This is a genomic window from Mycobacterium sp. SMC-18 (assembly GCF_045310895.1).
Lineage (GTDB): Bacteria > Actinomycetota > Actinomycetes > Mycobacteriales > Mycobacteriaceae > Mycobacterium.
Map to the genome: position 1 here is coordinate 1 of NZ_JBJIAL010000046.1, position 15,455 is coordinate 15,455.

The window sequence follows — 15,455 nt, forward strand, 5'->3', positions numbered from 1 at the left end:
ACCCTGCACCCACCAATTATCAGCGAAATCCCAGGTCAACCCCGGCCGCCACACCGATTAATTCAGCAGACTCCTAGTGCTCGCGCGTCGCGGCGCTCAGTTCGTCACGTTCAGCACGAAGTTGGCATCGGTCTGATTCGGCACCTCGGGCGGTACTTGCGCGGTGCCGTCACCGCGGGCCTTGCTGTACTTGCCGCTGCCTCCGACGATCGAGACAGGCAGGGTTTCGCCCTTGCTGAACACGGCGGCGCGGTCGGCCAGCATCTGGATCGAAATCTGACCACCCTCGAGGATGAAGGTCTCGGTGCACGAGACGTCACCTGCCGTGGCATCGCCGCTGACGGTTGTGCACACTCCTGCCGTCCGCCCGAGCGTCGTGCCACCCTGGCGATCGATAACGTCGCCGGAGAAGATGAACTGGTCGCCGGGACCCTCGCCGGGGGTTCCGAGATCCACGCTGGTCTGCCCGGTGTCGTGCTCGTAGAAATGCAGCGTCGTGACCGCCGATGCCGGGTCCTTCCCATTTCCTCCGGAGGAACAGGACATCGTCAGCAGCAGGACCGGGATCAGCACGGCCGTCGTAGTACGCAACATGTTCATGTCGCTTCCGCTCGGAGGGGTGAATAGCTACCGATGTCCGCAAACCATCGGCTGACCGGCGAGACCTCCTCACCCATGCAATCAGCTGCGAGTTCCCTGTGAGGAACAGTTGCCTGCTGAGCATCCCACGCGCGGCGGGCAATTGATAGCAAACGATTCAGCATTCGACGCGCGCGGGCAAAGTTAGGCTTGCTCCGATGTGCACTCGAGTCATCTGGCCTGACGCAGGCGATGCGGTCCTGGTCGGCCGCAACATGGACTTCCACCGCGACCTCATGACCAACCTGTGGAAGCAGCCGCGCGGCGTGAGCCGTGACGACGGCGTCACCGGCAAGCTCACCTGGACCTCGAAGTTCGGCAGCGTGATCGCGACCGCCTTCGACATCATCTCGGTGGACGGCATCAACGAAGCCGGACTGGCCGGGCACGTGCTGTGGCTGGCCGAATCCACCTACGGCACACCGGATGACACCCGGACCCAGTTGAGCCAGGCGATCTGGCTGCAGTACTTCCTCGACAACTTCGCGACCGTGGCCGAGGCCGTCGCGTGGATCGACGAGACCGACGTGCAGGTGGTCCAACTGGACGACCCCACCGGTGGCGACCCGCCCACGATTCATCTGGCACTCGACGACGCCACCGGCGACTCGGCGATCATCGAGTACCTCGACGGCCGGCCGAAGGTCTACCACAGCAAGGATTTTCGGGTGATGACGAACTCGCCCACCTTTGATCAGCAGCTCGAGCTGGTGAAGAAATTCGAGGGCCTGGGCGGTTCGGAGCCGCTGCCGGGTTCCACGTTGGCGTCCGACAGGTTCGCGCGCGCCAGCTATTACGTCGGCCGGCTGCCCACTCCGTCCGGTCAGGTCGAAGCGATCGCGAGCATGTTCTCGGTGATCCGCAACGCCGCCCAACCCTTCCGGATACCGGATCCGGGCAAGCCCGACGCGTCGCAGACCATCTGGCAGGTGGTCATGGACCTCACCAACCGGCGCTACGTCTACGAATCCACCACGCGTCCCAACATCGTGTGGGTCGACCTGGCGGACCTCGACTTCAGTGTGGGCAGCCCGCAGCTCAAACTCGATCTGATCGGCGACCTCGCCGTCGAGGGCGGTATCGCGGGAAACGTCAGCAGCAAGTTCAAGGACGTAGGGCCCATGACCTTCCTGTCGTTGCCACTACTGCGCGAACTCGAGAAGGCGAACACGGCGGATTGACCGGCACGTCCGCTATTGCCATGACGTGCCGTTGACGCTCTGACACGCTGTCCGGATGGACCTCGTGTGGGGTGTCGTCGCGCTGACCGTCGCGACGTTAACGGTGCTGCTGGCGGTGCGCCGCGTTGTGATGGCCGTCAGCGGCCTGGTGTTCGCGCGCTATGTCGCCGTCGGCGGGCTGGCGGCGTTCACCGTGCACCGCGACGCCGTGGCCGATGACACCTACCGCGTGCGGTTCGAGGTCGGTGGGCCCGCGGTGTTTCACAACGTGACGGTGCAGCTGTTCGGTAGGCCCGAAGGCGCGGCACCACCACCACCGGCGTTGCGCCACACCATGATTGCCGGCGACGATCCGATCGACTGGACCTTCCGGCTTCCCGACGCTGCGGCCGCGCAGACGTGGGTGGTTGTCACCTGGGTCCGGCCGTACCTGCAGGGCGTCGAATCCGAGCCGCTCGCGCACTGGCTGCAGGCCGGCCGGCTGTACGAATGGCGTTGGTACTCAGAGACGAACCGCTATGTGCGGACGGTCCTGCGATTCGTCGCTCGACGGTGGTCCGTGGGCGGGGAGTCGTTGCGCGAGTTGCCGCTGTACGGGCGGTGGCGGCGTACCTCGTCGAACAACAGCGCCGATCTGTTGGGCCCGGCGGCCACCGCGCCACCGAGAACCTAGACATCGCGGCAACTGCTCGAGTACCGACGCCATTGACGAATTCGTGGCGATGACGATCGCGCCAGTGCCAGGATGGCCTCATGACCGTCGTTCTGGTGCATGGCAACCCGGAGACCGATGCGATCTGGGGACCGTTGGTCGATGCGATCGGTCGCGACGACGTGGTGCGCTTGTCGCCACCGGGATTCGGTGCTCCGCTGCCCGCCGACTTCTCGGCCACCTACCTCGCGTACCGGGACTGGCTCGAGGCCGAGCTGGACGCCATCGGGGAGCCGGTCGACCTCGTCGGCCACGACTGGGGCGGCGGCCACGTCCTGACTGCCGTCATGCACCGGCCCGAACTCGTCCGCAGTTGGGTGACAGACGTCGTCGGGATACTTGACCCGGACTACGTCTGGCACGACCTGGCCCAGGTGTGGCAGACGCCGGGGGAGGGCGAGCAGCTGGTCGAAACGATGCTCGGCGGCAGCGTCGAGGACCGTGCCTCCCAGATGGTCGCCCTGGGCATGCCGCTGGATGTCGCGACGGCCCTCGCCGCTGCGCAGGGCCCGGAGATGGGCCGGGCGATCCTGGCGCTGTACCGCTCGGCGCGCCAACCCGCGATGGCGGAGGCCGGGCGTCACATCGAGACGTTGCGGGCCAGGCCGGGCCTTGCGCTGCTGGCCACCGATGACCCGTACATCGACTCCGACGAAATCCGTTACCGCGCAGCCGAACGCGCGGGCGCACGCACCACGGTGCTCAACGGGCTCGGGCACTGGTGGATGTTACAGGACCCGGCGCGCGGCGCGGCCGCGCTCACCGAATTCTGGGCCACGCTCGACTGAACGCCAAAACCCAACCGGCTCAGGGCAGTACGGTGTGCAGCAGCATCACGTTGTACGCCGACCACAGCGACAGCGTGAAGTACAGGTCCCGACCGGTGGACCACGGGTGCAGGTACGGCGCGTAGACCCCACCCGGGAACTGCTGCGACGACACCACCAATTGCTCTGGGCCCCAAGGCCCTTGCGGCGTCGGGGCGGTACGGATCACCACGTCGGACAAGTTGTTGCAGTACATCACCAGGTATTGCTTGAGATAGGTGTTGTACTGCACCGACATCTCACCGACCGGGCCGGGAATGATCGGCGAGGCCGCAGCGGGGTTGTTGGGCACCCACGACTGGCTCTCGTTGTTCCAGTATTCGTACTTGCTCATGTCCGGCAACAGGTTCTGGGGCACCCGGGACACGTAGGCGTTTCCGACTCGGCCAGAAGGGGTTCCGTAGGAATAGATGTAGCCGTCGCTGCCCTTCAGGAAGGCGCCCTGCTGGAAGTTCTCGTTCCCCGGCAGGTACGCCACGCGCGGCACACTGTCGGGTGCCATCGGCCGGACGCTGCTGGGGTACACACCCCAGTTCTGGCCGTTGTCGTTGGAGACGGCGATCGCCGAGTAGTTCGTCGTCCACGCGCCGGCGCTGTCCCAGTTCTTGATCGACATGAAGCTGGCGTACTGCGTCTTGCCCACGGAGACACCGGAAGTCGGGATGATGCCCTTCTCGACAGGCGCCCACCGGATGGTCGGGATGGTCTGCTTGGCCAGATTCGGCTGCCACTCGGGTGAGCCCGAATAGGGGTTGGTCACCGAGCCGGGTGGGATGTGGATGCCGTGCGACAACGTGCGGTCGTTGGTGCGGAACATGGTGTTGTAGCGCCATTGCTGATTCGGGGTGGCGCAGTAGCCGTAGGTGTCCCCGAACATCATCAGCACCTGGTTGTTCACCGGGTCGCCGTTGTCCCACATGATGCCGAGGTCGGTGCCGGAGATGCCGAACCGCTGCAGGGTGTCGCCACCCGCGCTCTGGTCGCCGGTCACCCAGCCCACCAACGACGTGGTGCCCGCGTCGATGGCGGGCGCCGGCTCCGCTCCGGGCTGAGGTTGCGCCGCGGCGGGGGCGGGTTGTGCCGCGCGCGGTTGGACCGGCGGCTGCGGCACGCGGGGCTTGCCGGGCAGTACGCCGGCCTGCTGTTGCACGGTGCCCTGGGTGAAGGCGCTGAGCAGCGACCGGGACAACTTGCCCAGGGTCGGCAGCGGGGCCTTGTCGTTCGCGTTGCTCGGTCGGTGGCCGCCCGATGGCGGCCGCATGACGCCGCTCGAGGGCACGCCGTTCGGCGGCAGGACGCCCGCATTCGGGCCGGTGCACGGTTCGGCGGCTGCGCGCGGCGGCGCGATGCCGACTGCTCCACCGAGAACGACGGCAGCCGTCAAAGCCACCGATGCAATGCGAGGACGCGGCGACACGGTCACACCTTTCGGATGGCAGGCGGCGCTCGGACGCCAGCGAGGGGCTGTTGTGACCATAGTTAGCAATGAGGCTGTTGAGGCCCCCGCTGTGCGGATGGGTACCCATCTGTAACCACGTCGCGATCGTTCACCTGGCGTTTGCCTGGCGAAGGTGACCCGCGTCGCAGCCTGAACGCAGCGCTGGTGCCGCGCCGCCTGAGCGTCGGCCGACCTAGACTCCAGCCATGACTGTCGCCCAACGGGAACGCGCCGCACTCGTCGAATCCCTCCGCGAGCACGGCCCCGATGCACCCACGTTGTGCGAGGGCTGGACCGCTCGTGATCTGGCCGCGCACCTGGTGGTACGGGAACGTCGGCTCGACGCTGCGCCCGGAATTCTGGTGCCGCAACTGGCCGGCTACACCGAACGAGTACAGGCGCAGGTGACCGCATCCACCGACTGGGAGAAGCTGGTCGACATGATTGCGGCGGGCCCGCCGCTGTACTCGCCGTTCAAGCTGCTCGACCCGTTCGTCAACGTGGCCGAGATGTTCATTCACAACGAGGACGTGCGCCGGGCCCAGCCGACGTGGGAGCCGCGGGAGCTCGACGACCGGCTGGTGTCCGCGTTGGCGGGGCAGGTCGCGACCATGGCGCGCATGGGGATCAAGAACGCCCCGGCGCGGATCGTGCTGGTGACACCGGACGGTCGCCGCCTGGCCGCGGCCGGCCGCGGCGCCGAGGTGACGGTGACCGGCGCGCCCGGCGAGCTGCTGCTCTTCGCGGCAGGCCGCGGCCCGGCTCAGGTGGCCTTCACCGGACCTGACGACGCCGTCGCCGCGGTCCGGGGTTCGAACCGCGGATTCTGACGTTCAGCGTCCAGAAAGCACAACGCGGCTCGATCCCGAAGGATCGAGCCGCGTCGAGTTGGCTTCTGCTCAGAAGTTGTTGCAGGTGTTGGCCACGTTCAGCACCAGGTCGGTGTACTGAGCGGCACCCGGGGTGTTGTACGCCCGCGTGATCAGGGCCTTGCGCTGCTGCGGACCGGAGGCGATCAGCTGGTGCAGGTAACCGACGCCGATCGGGTTCGCCTGCAGCTCGGCGGCCGCACCCGGGTCGAGGGCGGTCAGAGCGGCGATCACCTGCGGGTAGGTGCAGGTCGAGTACATGATCGGGGTGGGGTCCGGCTGAGCGGTGGCGACTGCGCCGCTGGCCATGACAGCGACCAGTGCCGAGCCCGCGCCGACCATCATCCGAGTGGTGAAAGACATTGTGTATTCCCCTCCCGCACCAGCTAACCGATGCGACCAAAGTGATTGATGACTACGTTAGCAGTTCTATCGACCGTCTGTGGCTGAGCGTTACAGCGTCCGAACAAGCAGTCCGCACGGGTTCTGGATGTGTCGGCGGCCGTAGCGGTGACGGTCCGGTGGGCAGGTAATCGACCAGGTGCCGACACCCTGATGTAGGCAAACCTAACCTAAACAAAATCGGGTAGGCTCCCCGCTGAAATGACCGAGATTGATCAGGGGCCGGTGCTACCGCGCGAGTTGACCTCACTGTCCGCTGAAGTGCGAGCGGTGGGCGCACCACCCGTGCCGCGGCTGGCAAGCCCGTGGGCGGTGCGCCTTGTCGACGCCGATGCCGACGCCGAGATGCTGTCCGAATGGATGAACCGGCCGCATCTGGCGGAGGCCTGGGAGTACGACCGACCGCCCGAGTGGTGGCGGCGGCACCTGCAGGCGCAACTCGACGGTGAGTACTCGCGGCCGCTACTGGTCAGCTACCAGGACAAGGCCATGGGCTACCTGGAGCTGTATTGGGCCGCCAAGGATTCCATCGCGCCTCGATACGATGCCGATCCCTACGATCTGGGGCTGCACGCCGCGATCGCGGACGAGCGCTTCGTCAATCGTGGGCTGGGACCGCTGTTGATGCCCCAGGTGTTGGCGAGTCTGTTCGAACTGGTGCCGTCGTGCCGTCGGGTGATGTTCGATCCCGACCATCGCAACACCGGCGCGCGACGGCTCGTCGAGCATGGCGGCGCCGAATTCCTCGGCGAACATGACATGGCCAACCGCAGGATGGCGCTGTACGCGTTGGCGCGCCCATCCAGCTGACGCCGAACCCGCCCTGTATATAGAGGGAGTGGCAAAAAGGCTTCTGCTGTTGCTGGCAGTGCTCGCCGTTGTGGGGGTGTGCGCGGGACCGTGGTTCTACCGAACCCAGATGGAAGGCGCACCGGCGCCGGCCCTGAGCCTGCCGTCCACGCACCGTCCGGCCAGCACGAACCTCGACGGTAAATGGATCGTTGCCGCGGGCCCCGACGACGAGGCCAACCGTTCCCAGGCGGGTTACCGCGCCCGGCAACAACTGCTGTGGGAAACCGTGACCGTGACCGGACGGACCAACTCGGTCAGGGGTGACGCCACGGTTACCGGTGGCACGCTGCAGGCGGCGAGCTTCGTCGTCGACGTGGCAACCATGCAGTCGCCGCACCGCGGCCGCGACGACAGGTTCCGCGGCACCGACGTGATGGATGCCGCCAAGTTCCCGACGGCCAAACTCGCGGTCCTCGATCCGGTCGATCTGTCGTCGGTCTCCGGCGACGGCATGCCCACGACAATGGAGGTTTCGGCGCAGCTGACGCTCAAGGGCGTCGCCCGCCAGGTCGCGGTACGGCTGGATGTGCAGCGGTCGGGCAACGGGGTTGTGGCCGTGGGCCAAATCCCCGTCACCTTCGCCGACTACGGCATCGTCCCGCCGGCGCCACCGGTGGGACTGCTCGCCGTCGATCCCATCGTCACCATCGAGTTCCTGGTGAATCTGGTCAAGCGATGAACGGTGACGACGTCACCGCGTCGTATCCCTCGTAGTCGGGCCGCATTCCCGCCGCCACGAGCTCCCAGAGCACCTCGTCGGTGCCGCCGCCGACCCGGGCGAGCTTCATGTCGCGCCACCACCGGCCCAACGGTGTCTCGTCCACCAGATATCCGGCCCCGCCGAAGATGTGCATGCATTCGTCGACGACCTCGACACCGAGCCTCGCCGCGGTGACCTTGATGGCCGCGGCCGCACGCAGATCCATGCGCCCCTGCGCGGCCAGGCCCGCCAGGCCGTAGCGCAGCAGATCGACCCGCGCGTGCAGGTCGGCCAGTCGCATCCGCAATGCTTGATGCTCGTACAAGGTATGGCCGAACTGGCGCCGTTTCATCATGCGGGCCAACGTGATTCCGATGATCCTGCGGCAGTTGGCCTCGATCTGACCGGCGACGGAAAGCCGCTCCTGCGCCAGTCCCCAGGAGATGGCGGCCAGGCCGGTACCCGCCCGCGCCACCAGAGCGTCGGCCGGCACCCAGGTGTCGATATGGACCGCCGCGGTATCGAGGGGCCCGGCGCCCACCTTGCGATAGGGCGTGCGTACCTCGACCTGCGCCGTCGGCACGGAGATCACGACGACGCTGCCGTGGCGGCTCTCCGGATCATGGTCGACGCTCCGGGCGACCACCATGATGTGATCGGCGATGGGCGACAGCGACACGAACTTCTTGGTGCCGCGGACCTCGAAACCGCCACGCGCGGAGACGACTTCGGTCTCGACGATCTGCAGATCGGAACCTCCGGACTCTTCCGACGCGCCGATGCACAATACGGCATCGCCCCGGATGGCCTGCTCGGTGATATCGCGCAGATAGTCGGACTTGCCGAACCTGCGCAGGATGGCGATGGCCGAGTCGTGCAGGCTCACCCCGACGCCGATTCCCGCGGATCCGAGCTTGCCCAACTCCCCGGCGAGGGCGAACACTTTTGCCACGTCCGGATGTTGGCTATCGCCCCACTTGGCGGCGAAAACCTCTGACCGGCCCAGGTATTCGATGAGCTTGCGCGGAAAGCGGTCGGTTTCTTCGGCTTCCGCGGTCCAGTCGCGGACCCGGTCGTCGAAGACCTCGCCCAGCAGTTCGCGATAGGCCTCGATGGTGCACGACTCGACCGTGGTCATGATCCCACCGTTTCCAGGGTGCGTCGGACCTCGAGGCGACGGAGTTTCCCCGACGAGGTTCGCGGCAGGGCGCCCGGTTTGAGGAACACCACGTCTGCCGGCACGATGCCGCACTCGGAGGCGACCAGGGACACCACTTGGCTGCGGGCGGTCGACTCGTCGTCGCCCTTGAACTCCGCGGCGATCACCAAACCCTGTCGGGCGCCGGAGCCCTCGGTGCCCACCGCCACGACGGCGCCCTCGCGCACGCCGTCGGCGCGGGCGGCCACCTGCTCGACCTCGGTGGGGAAGATGTTGCGTCCGGCCACGGTGATGAGTTCTTTGCGCCGGCCGCACACCACCAGGCCGTCGGCGGTGAAGTAGCCGAGATCGCCCGTGGCGAACCATTCTTCGCGATCGATGCGGTCCTGTCCGAGATAGCCCGCCATCATCGAGGTGCCGCGCACCTGTACTTCGCCCACTTCGCGTCCGGTGAGCTCGTGGGGCACGTCGGTGGGGGCAATGCGGACTTCCATGCCGTCGATGGGCCGGCCGAGCACCGCGTACCTGCGCACCGCGGTGTCGCCGTCGATCGACACGGTGACATCGTCGCACCGCAGTCCGCCACCCGGGGCGGGAACGGTTACCGCACAGGTTGATTCGGCGAGCCCGTACGACGGGCACAGGGCGTTCGCGTCGAAGCCGAACTTGGCCATCTCGGTCGCGAACCGATCGGTGCCGTAGCAGTCGACGGGTTCGCCGCCGTTGAGAGCGAATCTCAGTGCGCCCAGGTCGACATCGGTGACCAGGCGGGCGTACTTGCCGAGCAGCCCGAACGCCATGTTGGGCGCCGCGGTCATGGTTGCCTTGCTCTCGGTCAACCACTTGAGCCAGTTGAACGGCGACGCGGAGAACGCGGTGGTCGGCGCCTGCCACAGCTCGCCGCCGCCGAGTGTCATGGTGAGCATGAACGCCAGGCCCATGTCGTGGTAGATCGGCAGCCACGAATGTCCACGATCGGCGTCGGTGACATTGATCCGCGCGACCAGTCCACGCAGGTTCGCCAACGCCGCGTCCGCGGGGATCTGCGCCGTGCGGGGCGTGCCGGTCGATCCCGCCGTGCCCTGCAGGATGCCGAAGTCGGCGGTGCGAGAAGGTACGAAGGTTGTCGAACGACGTTCGTGGGCAACGGTATTGACGTCGTGCAGTTCCACATCGGTGGCGCCCGTGCGCAACAGGTCGAGATGCTTGCCGTGGCTCAGCACTGTGCCGATGCCGATACCGGCGAACCTGTTCAGGGTGGTGGCGGCCCAGGTGGCCGTGTCGGCGCCGCGTACCGGCCCGGGCAGGATGGACACTGCGGCGCCGGCGAAGATCGCGCCGTAGATGGCTGCCAGGAATTCCGCCGTGGGCTCGCCGACCAGCCCGATGCGGCTTTGTCCGTCGATGTGTGCGGCGACGTTCTCGGCCCGGGCGTGCACCTCCTGCCAGGGATGCCGTTGCCAGTCAGCGGTTTTCGGATCGAGCGTCACCAGGTCGCGCGTGGACCGCGTCATCACCGCGGACAGGGCGGAGGCGAGGCTGGAGGCGCTCATGAGCGTTGGGCGGTAGGGAGTTTCGCGGCGATCGCGTCTTCGAGGTCGCCGACGGTTTCGCTGCTGAGCAGGTCTTCCTCGGACAGTGCGACGCCGAAGCGGTCTTCGATTGCGACCATGCCCACGGCGAATGCCACCGAGTCCAAACCGACATCGTTGATGAGCCGTGATTCGCGGGTGACGCGTTTGATGTCCACGCCCATGTCGTCCCGCATGATCTTGGCCAAGCCAGTGCTTACCGATTCAGTTGTCTCCATGTCGAGGGACCGTAGTCGACCGAAGGGGTTTAGGCTAGGCTTACCTTCTAGGCAATGAAGTGGCCCAGACTGGTACCGCCGTCCCGGTTTCCGTTGTCGATGGAGACCAACGCCGGCACGCGTTCGCAGGTGACCACTCCGTGCTCGGCGGTCACTTCATCGATGAGATCGAAAGCGGTAGAGATGTTTTCCGGAGTATCGACCACGATGGTCGTGACGGGAACCTGACGGCCGAGCTGAAACAGTCTGTCGCCATGCGGCTTGCGCCGGTCATGGAAGCCCCAGATACCGCGCAGGACGGTGACGCCGCGGCTGGCCTCGATGCCGCGCAGGCGGCGCACGATCTCGCGGTGCACCGGCTCGCCGCCGTGCAGCGTGTCCTCGGTGGTGTACACCATGAGCTTCTGCCACAACGGAGTTCCGTCGGCGTCGTACGCCGGAAGCGCACCCGGGCGGGCCAGTAGTGCCCCCGCCTGCTTGCAGAGCTCGGCCCGCTCGACCGTCACCAACGGGTCGGGCAGCAGCCGCTCCAGCTCCGGCAGGACCGCGGCGGCGCGGTCGCCGTCGCCGACCGCGATGATCATGACGGGAACGTCCAGGTTGCGGTTCAGGAAGCGGGCGCGCTCACGGCGGCCACGGACCGTGCCATCGACTCCGAGAAAGACCGAGGCGCAGGCGAATCCGTTCCGGTGGAGCAGGTCGCACACCGCGATGTGGGCCGGCCGGCCAGCGATCCGGTGCTGGCGGCCGACATAGACGGTGAGCTTGGTGTGGTGGGGCGAGCGAAGCGACGGGAATGAGCTCGCGCCGGCCTTTGCGGTGGTGAGCAGGCGAGCGCGTTCGAGCGTGACCAGTCCGCGCGTCGTCAGTTCCGCTGTTTGCTCGGCCAGTGCGGCGATCTTGTCGGCGGTGTCCACAGCGGCGATGGCGACCGGCAGGTCCTCGGACTGACTCAAGGTCTGGTCGGTGCGCAGCTGGTGCCGCGGCCCGAATCCCGCGATGCCGCGCAGCACCACGCTGGTGGCGACGTTCTCGGCGGCGTACAGGTCGAGCAGCTCCTCGGCCAGGAACCGGCCGGAAATACGTTGCCGCTCACCGAAATACGTCGTGAGTTTCAGGTAGTCCGCTGCTTCGCTCACAGCAGGCCACCCATCCAGATTCCCAGCGCCGCGGCGGCCAGGCCCAGCACCACGCTCGCCACGATGTTGGCCAGGGCGAACCAGACCTGTCGCTCCTCGCCGAGGCGTTGTGTCTCCAGCATCCACGTCGAGAACGTCGTGTAGGCGCCGACGAACGCGGTGCCGGCCAGCAGTGCGACGTTGGGACTCAGCGCCAGGCCGCCGAAGAAGCCGAGCAGCCAGGCGCCACTGAGGTTCACCACGAAGGTGCCGAACGGGAAGCTGCTGCTCTTGCGTTTCGACACCGCGCGGTCCACGAGGAACCGCGACACGGCTCCCACGCCACCGATCAGCGCGACGCCCAGCCAGATGACCGCCGTCATGCCCGCACCCGAACCCGTCGCACCAGGACCGTGGCCAGGTACACCGCGGCCAGTCCGGCGACGATGCTGGCCACCGTGTAGCCCGCGGCCAGTCCGTAGGCGCCGTGCTGGAGCATCCGCACCGTCTCGACCTGCATGGTGCTGAATGTGGTCAGGCCACCGCACACGCCCGTGCCGAGCAGGGGGCGCTGGTAACTCGACACCGGCAACCGCTCCAGCAGCCGGGTGGTGAAGTAGCCGAGCAGGAAAGCGCCGACGATGTTGACGACGAACGTCGGCCAGGGCCAGTGCGCGGGATGGGGTGCAGCGAAGACGGCGAGTGCGGCGCGCGCGACGGTGCCGATGGCGCCCCCGACGAAGACGGCGGCCAATTCTCGGTTGTCGTGGCCGAACATAGGGCAAAAGTATGGTGGCCGAACGCCGACCGGTGCACACCGGGGGAGAAGCGGTAGCAGAATCGAGGCCATGACGGCCAACCCGCGCGCCGGCCAACCGGCCCAGCCAGATGACCTGATCGACGTGGCCCACGTGGTCACCGCCTACTACACCGTGGCGCCCGATCCTGAGAACGTCGACCAGCAGGTGGTCTTCGGTACGTCGGGCCACCGCGGTTCGAGCCTGGACGCGGCGTTCAACGAGCCGCACATCCTGGCCACCACACAGGCGATCGTCGAGTATCGCGCCGCGCAGGGCATCACCGGACCGTTGTTCATCGGACGTGACACGCACGCCCTGTCCGAGCCGGCCTGGGTCACGGCGCTCGAGGTGCTGGCCGGCAACGAGGTCGTCGCGATGATCGACGCGGCCGACCGCTACACTCCGACGCCGGCGGTCAGTCACGCGATCCTGACCTTCAACCGCGGCCGTGAAGGCGACCTCGCCGACGGCATCGTCGTCACCCCGTCGCACAACCCGCCGCGCGACGGTGGCTTCAAATACAACCCGCCCAACGGCGGTCCGGCAGACACCGATGCCACGAGTGTGATTGCCAAGCGCGCCAACGAGATTCTGCGCGACGGGCTGCGCGACGTGAAGCGGATACCGCTGGCCCGTGCGCTGGGCTCCACGGAGCGGCACGACTACCTCAATGCCTATGTCGAGGACCTGCCGAATGTGGTCGACCTGCACGCCATTCGCGCCGAGGGCGTGCGCATCGGCGCGGACCCGCTCGGTGGTGCCAGCGTCGACTACTGGGCCGCCATCGCCGAGCGGCATCAGTTGGACCTCACGGTCGTCAACCCTCTGGTCGACGCGACGTGGCGGTTCATGACGCTCGACACCGACGGCAAGATCCGGATGGACTGCAGTTCGCCGAACGCCATGGCGTCACTGATCGCGAATCGGGACCGCTACCAAATCGCCACCGGCAACGACGCGGACTCCGACCGGCACGGCATCGTCACGCCCGATGGTGGACTGCTCAACCCGAACCACTATCTCGCCGTGGCCATCGACTACCTCTACACACATCGAGCGGGGTGGCCGGGTTCCACTGCGGTCGGCAAGACCGCGGTCAGCTCGTCGATCATCGACCGGGTGGTCGCCGGACTGGGGCGAAAGCTCGTGGAGGTGCCGGTCGGCTTCAAGTGGTTCGTCGATGGATTGCTCAGCGGCACAATCGGATTCGGCGGCGAGGAGAGTGCCGGGGCGTCGTTCCTGCGCACGGACGGGACCGTCTGGACCACCGACAAGGACGGCATCATCCTGGCACTGCTGGCCTCGGAGATCCTGGCGGTCACCGGTAAGTCGCCGTCGCAGCGCTACGCCGAGCTGACCGAAAAGTACGGTGCTCCGACCTACGCTCGCATCGACGCGCCGGCCAGCCGCGAACAGAAGGCCCGCTTGGCGAAGCTGTCGGCCGAGCAGGTCACCGCGACCGAGTTGGCGGGCGAGCCGATCGTCGCCAAGCTGACCACTGCGCCCGGCAATGGCGCGCCGTTGGGCGGGCTCAAGGTGACCACCGAGAACGCCTGGTTCGCCGCGCGGCCGTCGGGAACAGAGGACGTCTACAAGATCTACGCCGAGTCGTTCAAGGGTCCGGAACATCTGGCGCAGGTTCAGGCCGCGGCGCGGGAAGTGGTGAATACAGTCATAGCGTGAGCGCTGTAACGGAGGGCGACTGTCCGACCCCGACCCGACTGCCGGCCGAGATCTGGGTGCTGGCCGGCGCCAACATCGTCATCGCACTCGGCTACGGCGTGGTGGCCCCGGTACTGCCGGCGTACGCCCGCAATTTCGGTGTCAGTATCAGCGCGGCGACGTTCGTCATCACCGCGTTCGCCGCGATGCGGCTGATCTTCGCGCCGCCCAGCGGCCTGTTGGTGCAGAAGCTCGGTGAGCGGCGCGTCTATCTCACCGGCCTGCTGATCGTCGCGTTGTCGACGCTGGCCTGCGCGTTCGCGGAGACCTACTGGCAGCTGTTGGTGTTCCGATCCCTCGGTGGTGCGGGCTCGGCGATGTTCACGGTGTCGTCGCTGGCGCTGATGATCCGGCTGTCGCCGTTCGACGCCCGTGGCCGGGTGGCCGGGTTGTTCTCGAGCGCATTCATGATCGGTGGCGTGGCCGGGCCGGTGGTCGGCAGCCTGACTGCGGGGCTGGGTCTGTCCGTGCCGTTCGCCATCTACGGCATGGCGCTGGTGGTCGCCGCGGTCGTCGTGTTCGTCAGCCTGCGGAACTCGACGCTGGCCGCTCGCGACGAGGAGGTGATCGGGCCGACGGTGTCGGTGCGAACCGTGCTGCGTAACCGTGCCTATCAGGCCGCCCTACTGTCGAACCTGGCGGCCGGATGGGCGGCGCTGGGCCTGCGGGTGGCGCTGGTGCCGCTGTTCGTCGTCGACGTGCTGCACCGCAGCGCGGGCATGGCCGGCCTGGTGCTGGCGATGTTCGCGATCGGCAACGTCTGTGCCGTGATTCCCAGCGGGCACTTGTCCGACCGGGTTGGCCGCCGCAAATTGATGATCGTCGGCTTGACGGTGTCGGCCGCCTCGACGGCGCTGCTCGGCTGGACCACGTCGCTGCCGGTGTTCCTCGTGATCGCGTTCGTGACGGGTGCGGCGAGTGGCGTCTTCGTCTCGCCACAGCAGGCGGCTGTCGCGGACATCATCGGCAACCGGGCGCGCGGCGGCACCGCCGTGGCGACCTTTCAGATGATGTCGGACCTCGGCACGATCGTCGGCTCCCTGGCCGCCGGACAGATCGCCCAGCACGTGTCGTTCACCGCCGCCTTCGGCGTCGGCGGGGTGATCCTGCTGGCGGCTGCGGTGTGTTGGTCGCTGGCCCCGGAAACGCGTCATTCCGGTGACGAAGAGGAGACCCCGATCTGTCCACTGGGCCACGAGCCGGTGGAAGGGTCCCTCTGACCAGCC

16 protein-coding genes and 1 pseudogene are annotated in these 15,455 nt (G+C 67.2%); 8 read left to right on the forward strand and 9 right to left on the reverse strand.

Annotation, left to right across the window (positions count from 1 at the left end; translation table 11 throughout):
• Positions 1–96: 96 nt before the first annotated feature.
• Positions 97–600, reverse strand: coding sequence for an allene oxide cyclase barrel-like domain-containing protein (locus ACJH6J_RS26035; RefSeq protein ID WP_212813652.1), 504 nt, complete (start codon positions 598–600; stop codon positions 97–99).
• 197 nt (positions 601–797) lie between these two features.
• Between ACJH6J_RS26035 and ACJH6J_RS26040 the strand changes: the two genes are divergently transcribed.
• The 3 genes from ACJH6J_RS26040 (at position 798) to ACJH6J_RS26050 (ending at position 3,320) form a co-directional block, all read left to right on the forward strand.
• Entirely contained in the window at positions 798–1,820 is a 1,023-nt protein-coding gene (locus ACJH6J_RS26040) for a linear amide C-N hydrolase (protein ID WP_212813654.1), read from the forward strand.
• Positions 1,821–1,875: 55 nt separating this feature from the next.
• Positions 1,876–2,493: a hypothetical protein gene (locus ACJH6J_RS26045; protein WP_212813656.1), complete on the forward strand. Its 618-nt coding sequence runs from the start codon at positions 1,876–1,878 to the stop codon at positions 2,491–2,493.
• A gap of 80 nt (positions 2,494–2,573) precedes the next feature.
• The gene (locus ACJH6J_RS26050) at positions 2,574–3,320 is read left to right on the forward strand and encodes an alpha/beta fold hydrolase (protein WP_406774195.1); all 747 of its coding nucleotides are present in this window, start codon (positions 2,574–2,576) and stop codon (positions 3,318–3,320) included.
• Between the two features lie 19 nt (positions 3,321–3,339).
• Here ACJH6J_RS26050 and ACJH6J_RS26055 read toward each other — a convergent pair whose 3' ends face one another.
• Complete coding sequence (locus ACJH6J_RS26055) at positions 3,340–4,776, reverse strand: DUF4185 domain-containing protein (RefSeq protein WP_406774196.1); 1,437 nt, start codon at positions 4,774–4,776, stop codon at positions 3,340–3,342.
• 227 nt (positions 4,777–5,003) lie between these two features.
• Between ACJH6J_RS26055 and ACJH6J_RS26060 the strand changes: the two genes are divergently transcribed.
• Positions 5,004–5,627: a TIGR03085 family metal-binding protein gene (locus ACJH6J_RS26060; protein ID WP_406774197.1), complete on the forward strand. Its 624-nt coding sequence runs from the start codon at positions 5,004–5,006 to the stop codon at positions 5,625–5,627.
• A 69-nt stretch (positions 5,628–5,696) separates the two neighbouring features.
• On the opposite strand, the gene ACJH6J_RS26065 is transcribed toward ACJH6J_RS26060, so the two are convergent.
• Positions 5,697–6,029, reverse strand: coding sequence for a hemophore-related protein (locus ACJH6J_RS26065; RefSeq protein ID WP_020102663.1), 333 nt, complete (start codon positions 6,027–6,029; stop codon positions 5,697–5,699).
• 240 nt (positions 6,030–6,269) lie between these two features.
• On the opposite strand from ACJH6J_RS26065, the gene ACJH6J_RS26070 reads away from it, so the two are divergent.
• On the forward strand, positions 6,270–6,878 hold the full coding sequence (locus ACJH6J_RS26070; RefSeq protein ID WP_318986043.1) for a GNAT family N-acetyltransferase: 609 nt from the start codon (positions 6,270–6,272) through the stop codon (positions 6,876–6,878).
• 28 nt (positions 6,879–6,906) lie between these two features.
• Positions 6,907–7,599 carry a YceI family protein gene (locus tag ACJH6J_RS26075; protein ID WP_318986044.1) on the forward strand — a complete coding sequence of 231 codons (693 nt, stop codon included), beginning with the start codon at positions 6,907–6,909 and terminating at the stop codon, positions 7,597–7,599.
• Here ACJH6J_RS26075 and mbtN read toward each other — a convergent pair.
• Genes mbtN through crcB (ACJH6J_RS26105) form a run of 6 tightly spaced genes read right to left on the reverse strand, consistent with a single transcriptional unit; the run spans position 7,589 to position 12,485 of the window.
• Positions 7,589–8,758 carry a mycobactin biosynthesis acyl-ACP dehydrogenase MbtN gene (gene mbtN / locus ACJH6J_RS26080; protein ID WP_318986045.1) on the reverse strand — a complete coding sequence of 390 codons (1,170 nt, stop codon included), beginning with the start codon at positions 8,756–8,758 and terminating at the stop codon, positions 7,589–7,591. The two genes, ACJH6J_RS26075 and mbtN, sit on opposite strands and share 11 nt — an antisense overlap.
• Entirely contained in the window at positions 8,755–10,332 is a 1,578-nt protein-coding gene (gene mbtM / locus ACJH6J_RS26085; protein ID WP_406774198.1) for a long-chain-fatty acid--ACP ligase MbtM, read from the reverse strand. Before mbtM ends, mbtN begins: the two co-directional genes overlap by 4 nt.
• Positions 10,329–10,589 (reverse strand): acyl carrier protein, encoded by a 261-nt coding sequence (locus ACJH6J_RS26090; RefSeq protein ID WP_406774199.1) that lies wholly within the window; start codon positions 10,587–10,589, stop codon positions 10,329–10,331. The genes mbtM and ACJH6J_RS26090 overlap by 4 nt, the downstream gene beginning before the upstream one ends.
• A 47-nt stretch (positions 10,590–10,636) precedes the next feature.
• Positions 10,637–11,728, reverse strand: a complete 1,092-nt coding sequence (locus ACJH6J_RS26095; RefSeq protein ID WP_406774200.1) for a DUF190 domain-containing protein — start codon at positions 11,726–11,728, stop codon at positions 10,637–10,639.
• Positions 11,725–12,090 carry a fluoride efflux transporter CrcB gene (crcB, locus tag ACJH6J_RS26100; RefSeq protein ID WP_318986048.1) on the reverse strand — a complete coding sequence of 122 codons (366 nt, stop codon included), beginning with the start codon at positions 12,088–12,090 and terminating at the stop codon, positions 11,725–11,727. The genes ACJH6J_RS26095 and crcB (ACJH6J_RS26100) overlap by 4 nt, the downstream gene beginning before the upstream one ends.
• Positions 12,087–12,485, reverse strand: a complete 399-nt coding sequence (gene crcB, locus ACJH6J_RS26105) for a fluoride efflux transporter CrcB (protein ID WP_226518952.1) — start codon at positions 12,483–12,485, stop codon at positions 12,087–12,089. Before crcB (ACJH6J_RS26105) ends, crcB (ACJH6J_RS26100) begins: the two co-directional genes overlap by 4 nt.
• 70 nt (positions 12,486–12,555) lie before the next feature.
• Between crcB (ACJH6J_RS26105) and pgm the strand changes: the two genes are divergently transcribed.
• Positions 12,556–14,190 carry a phosphoglucomutase (alpha-D-glucose-1,6-bisphosphate-dependent) gene (gene pgm / locus ACJH6J_RS26110; protein WP_406774201.1) on the forward strand — a complete coding sequence of 545 codons (1,635 nt, stop codon included), beginning with the start codon at positions 12,556–12,558 and terminating at the stop codon, positions 14,188–14,190.
• Positions 14,187–15,445, forward strand: a pseudogene (locus ACJH6J_RS26115) (MFS transporter); the annotation flags it as partial. The gene pgm and the pseudogene ACJH6J_RS26115, both read left to right, overlap by 4 nt.
• Between the last annotated feature and the right edge of the window lie 10 nt (positions 15,446–15,455).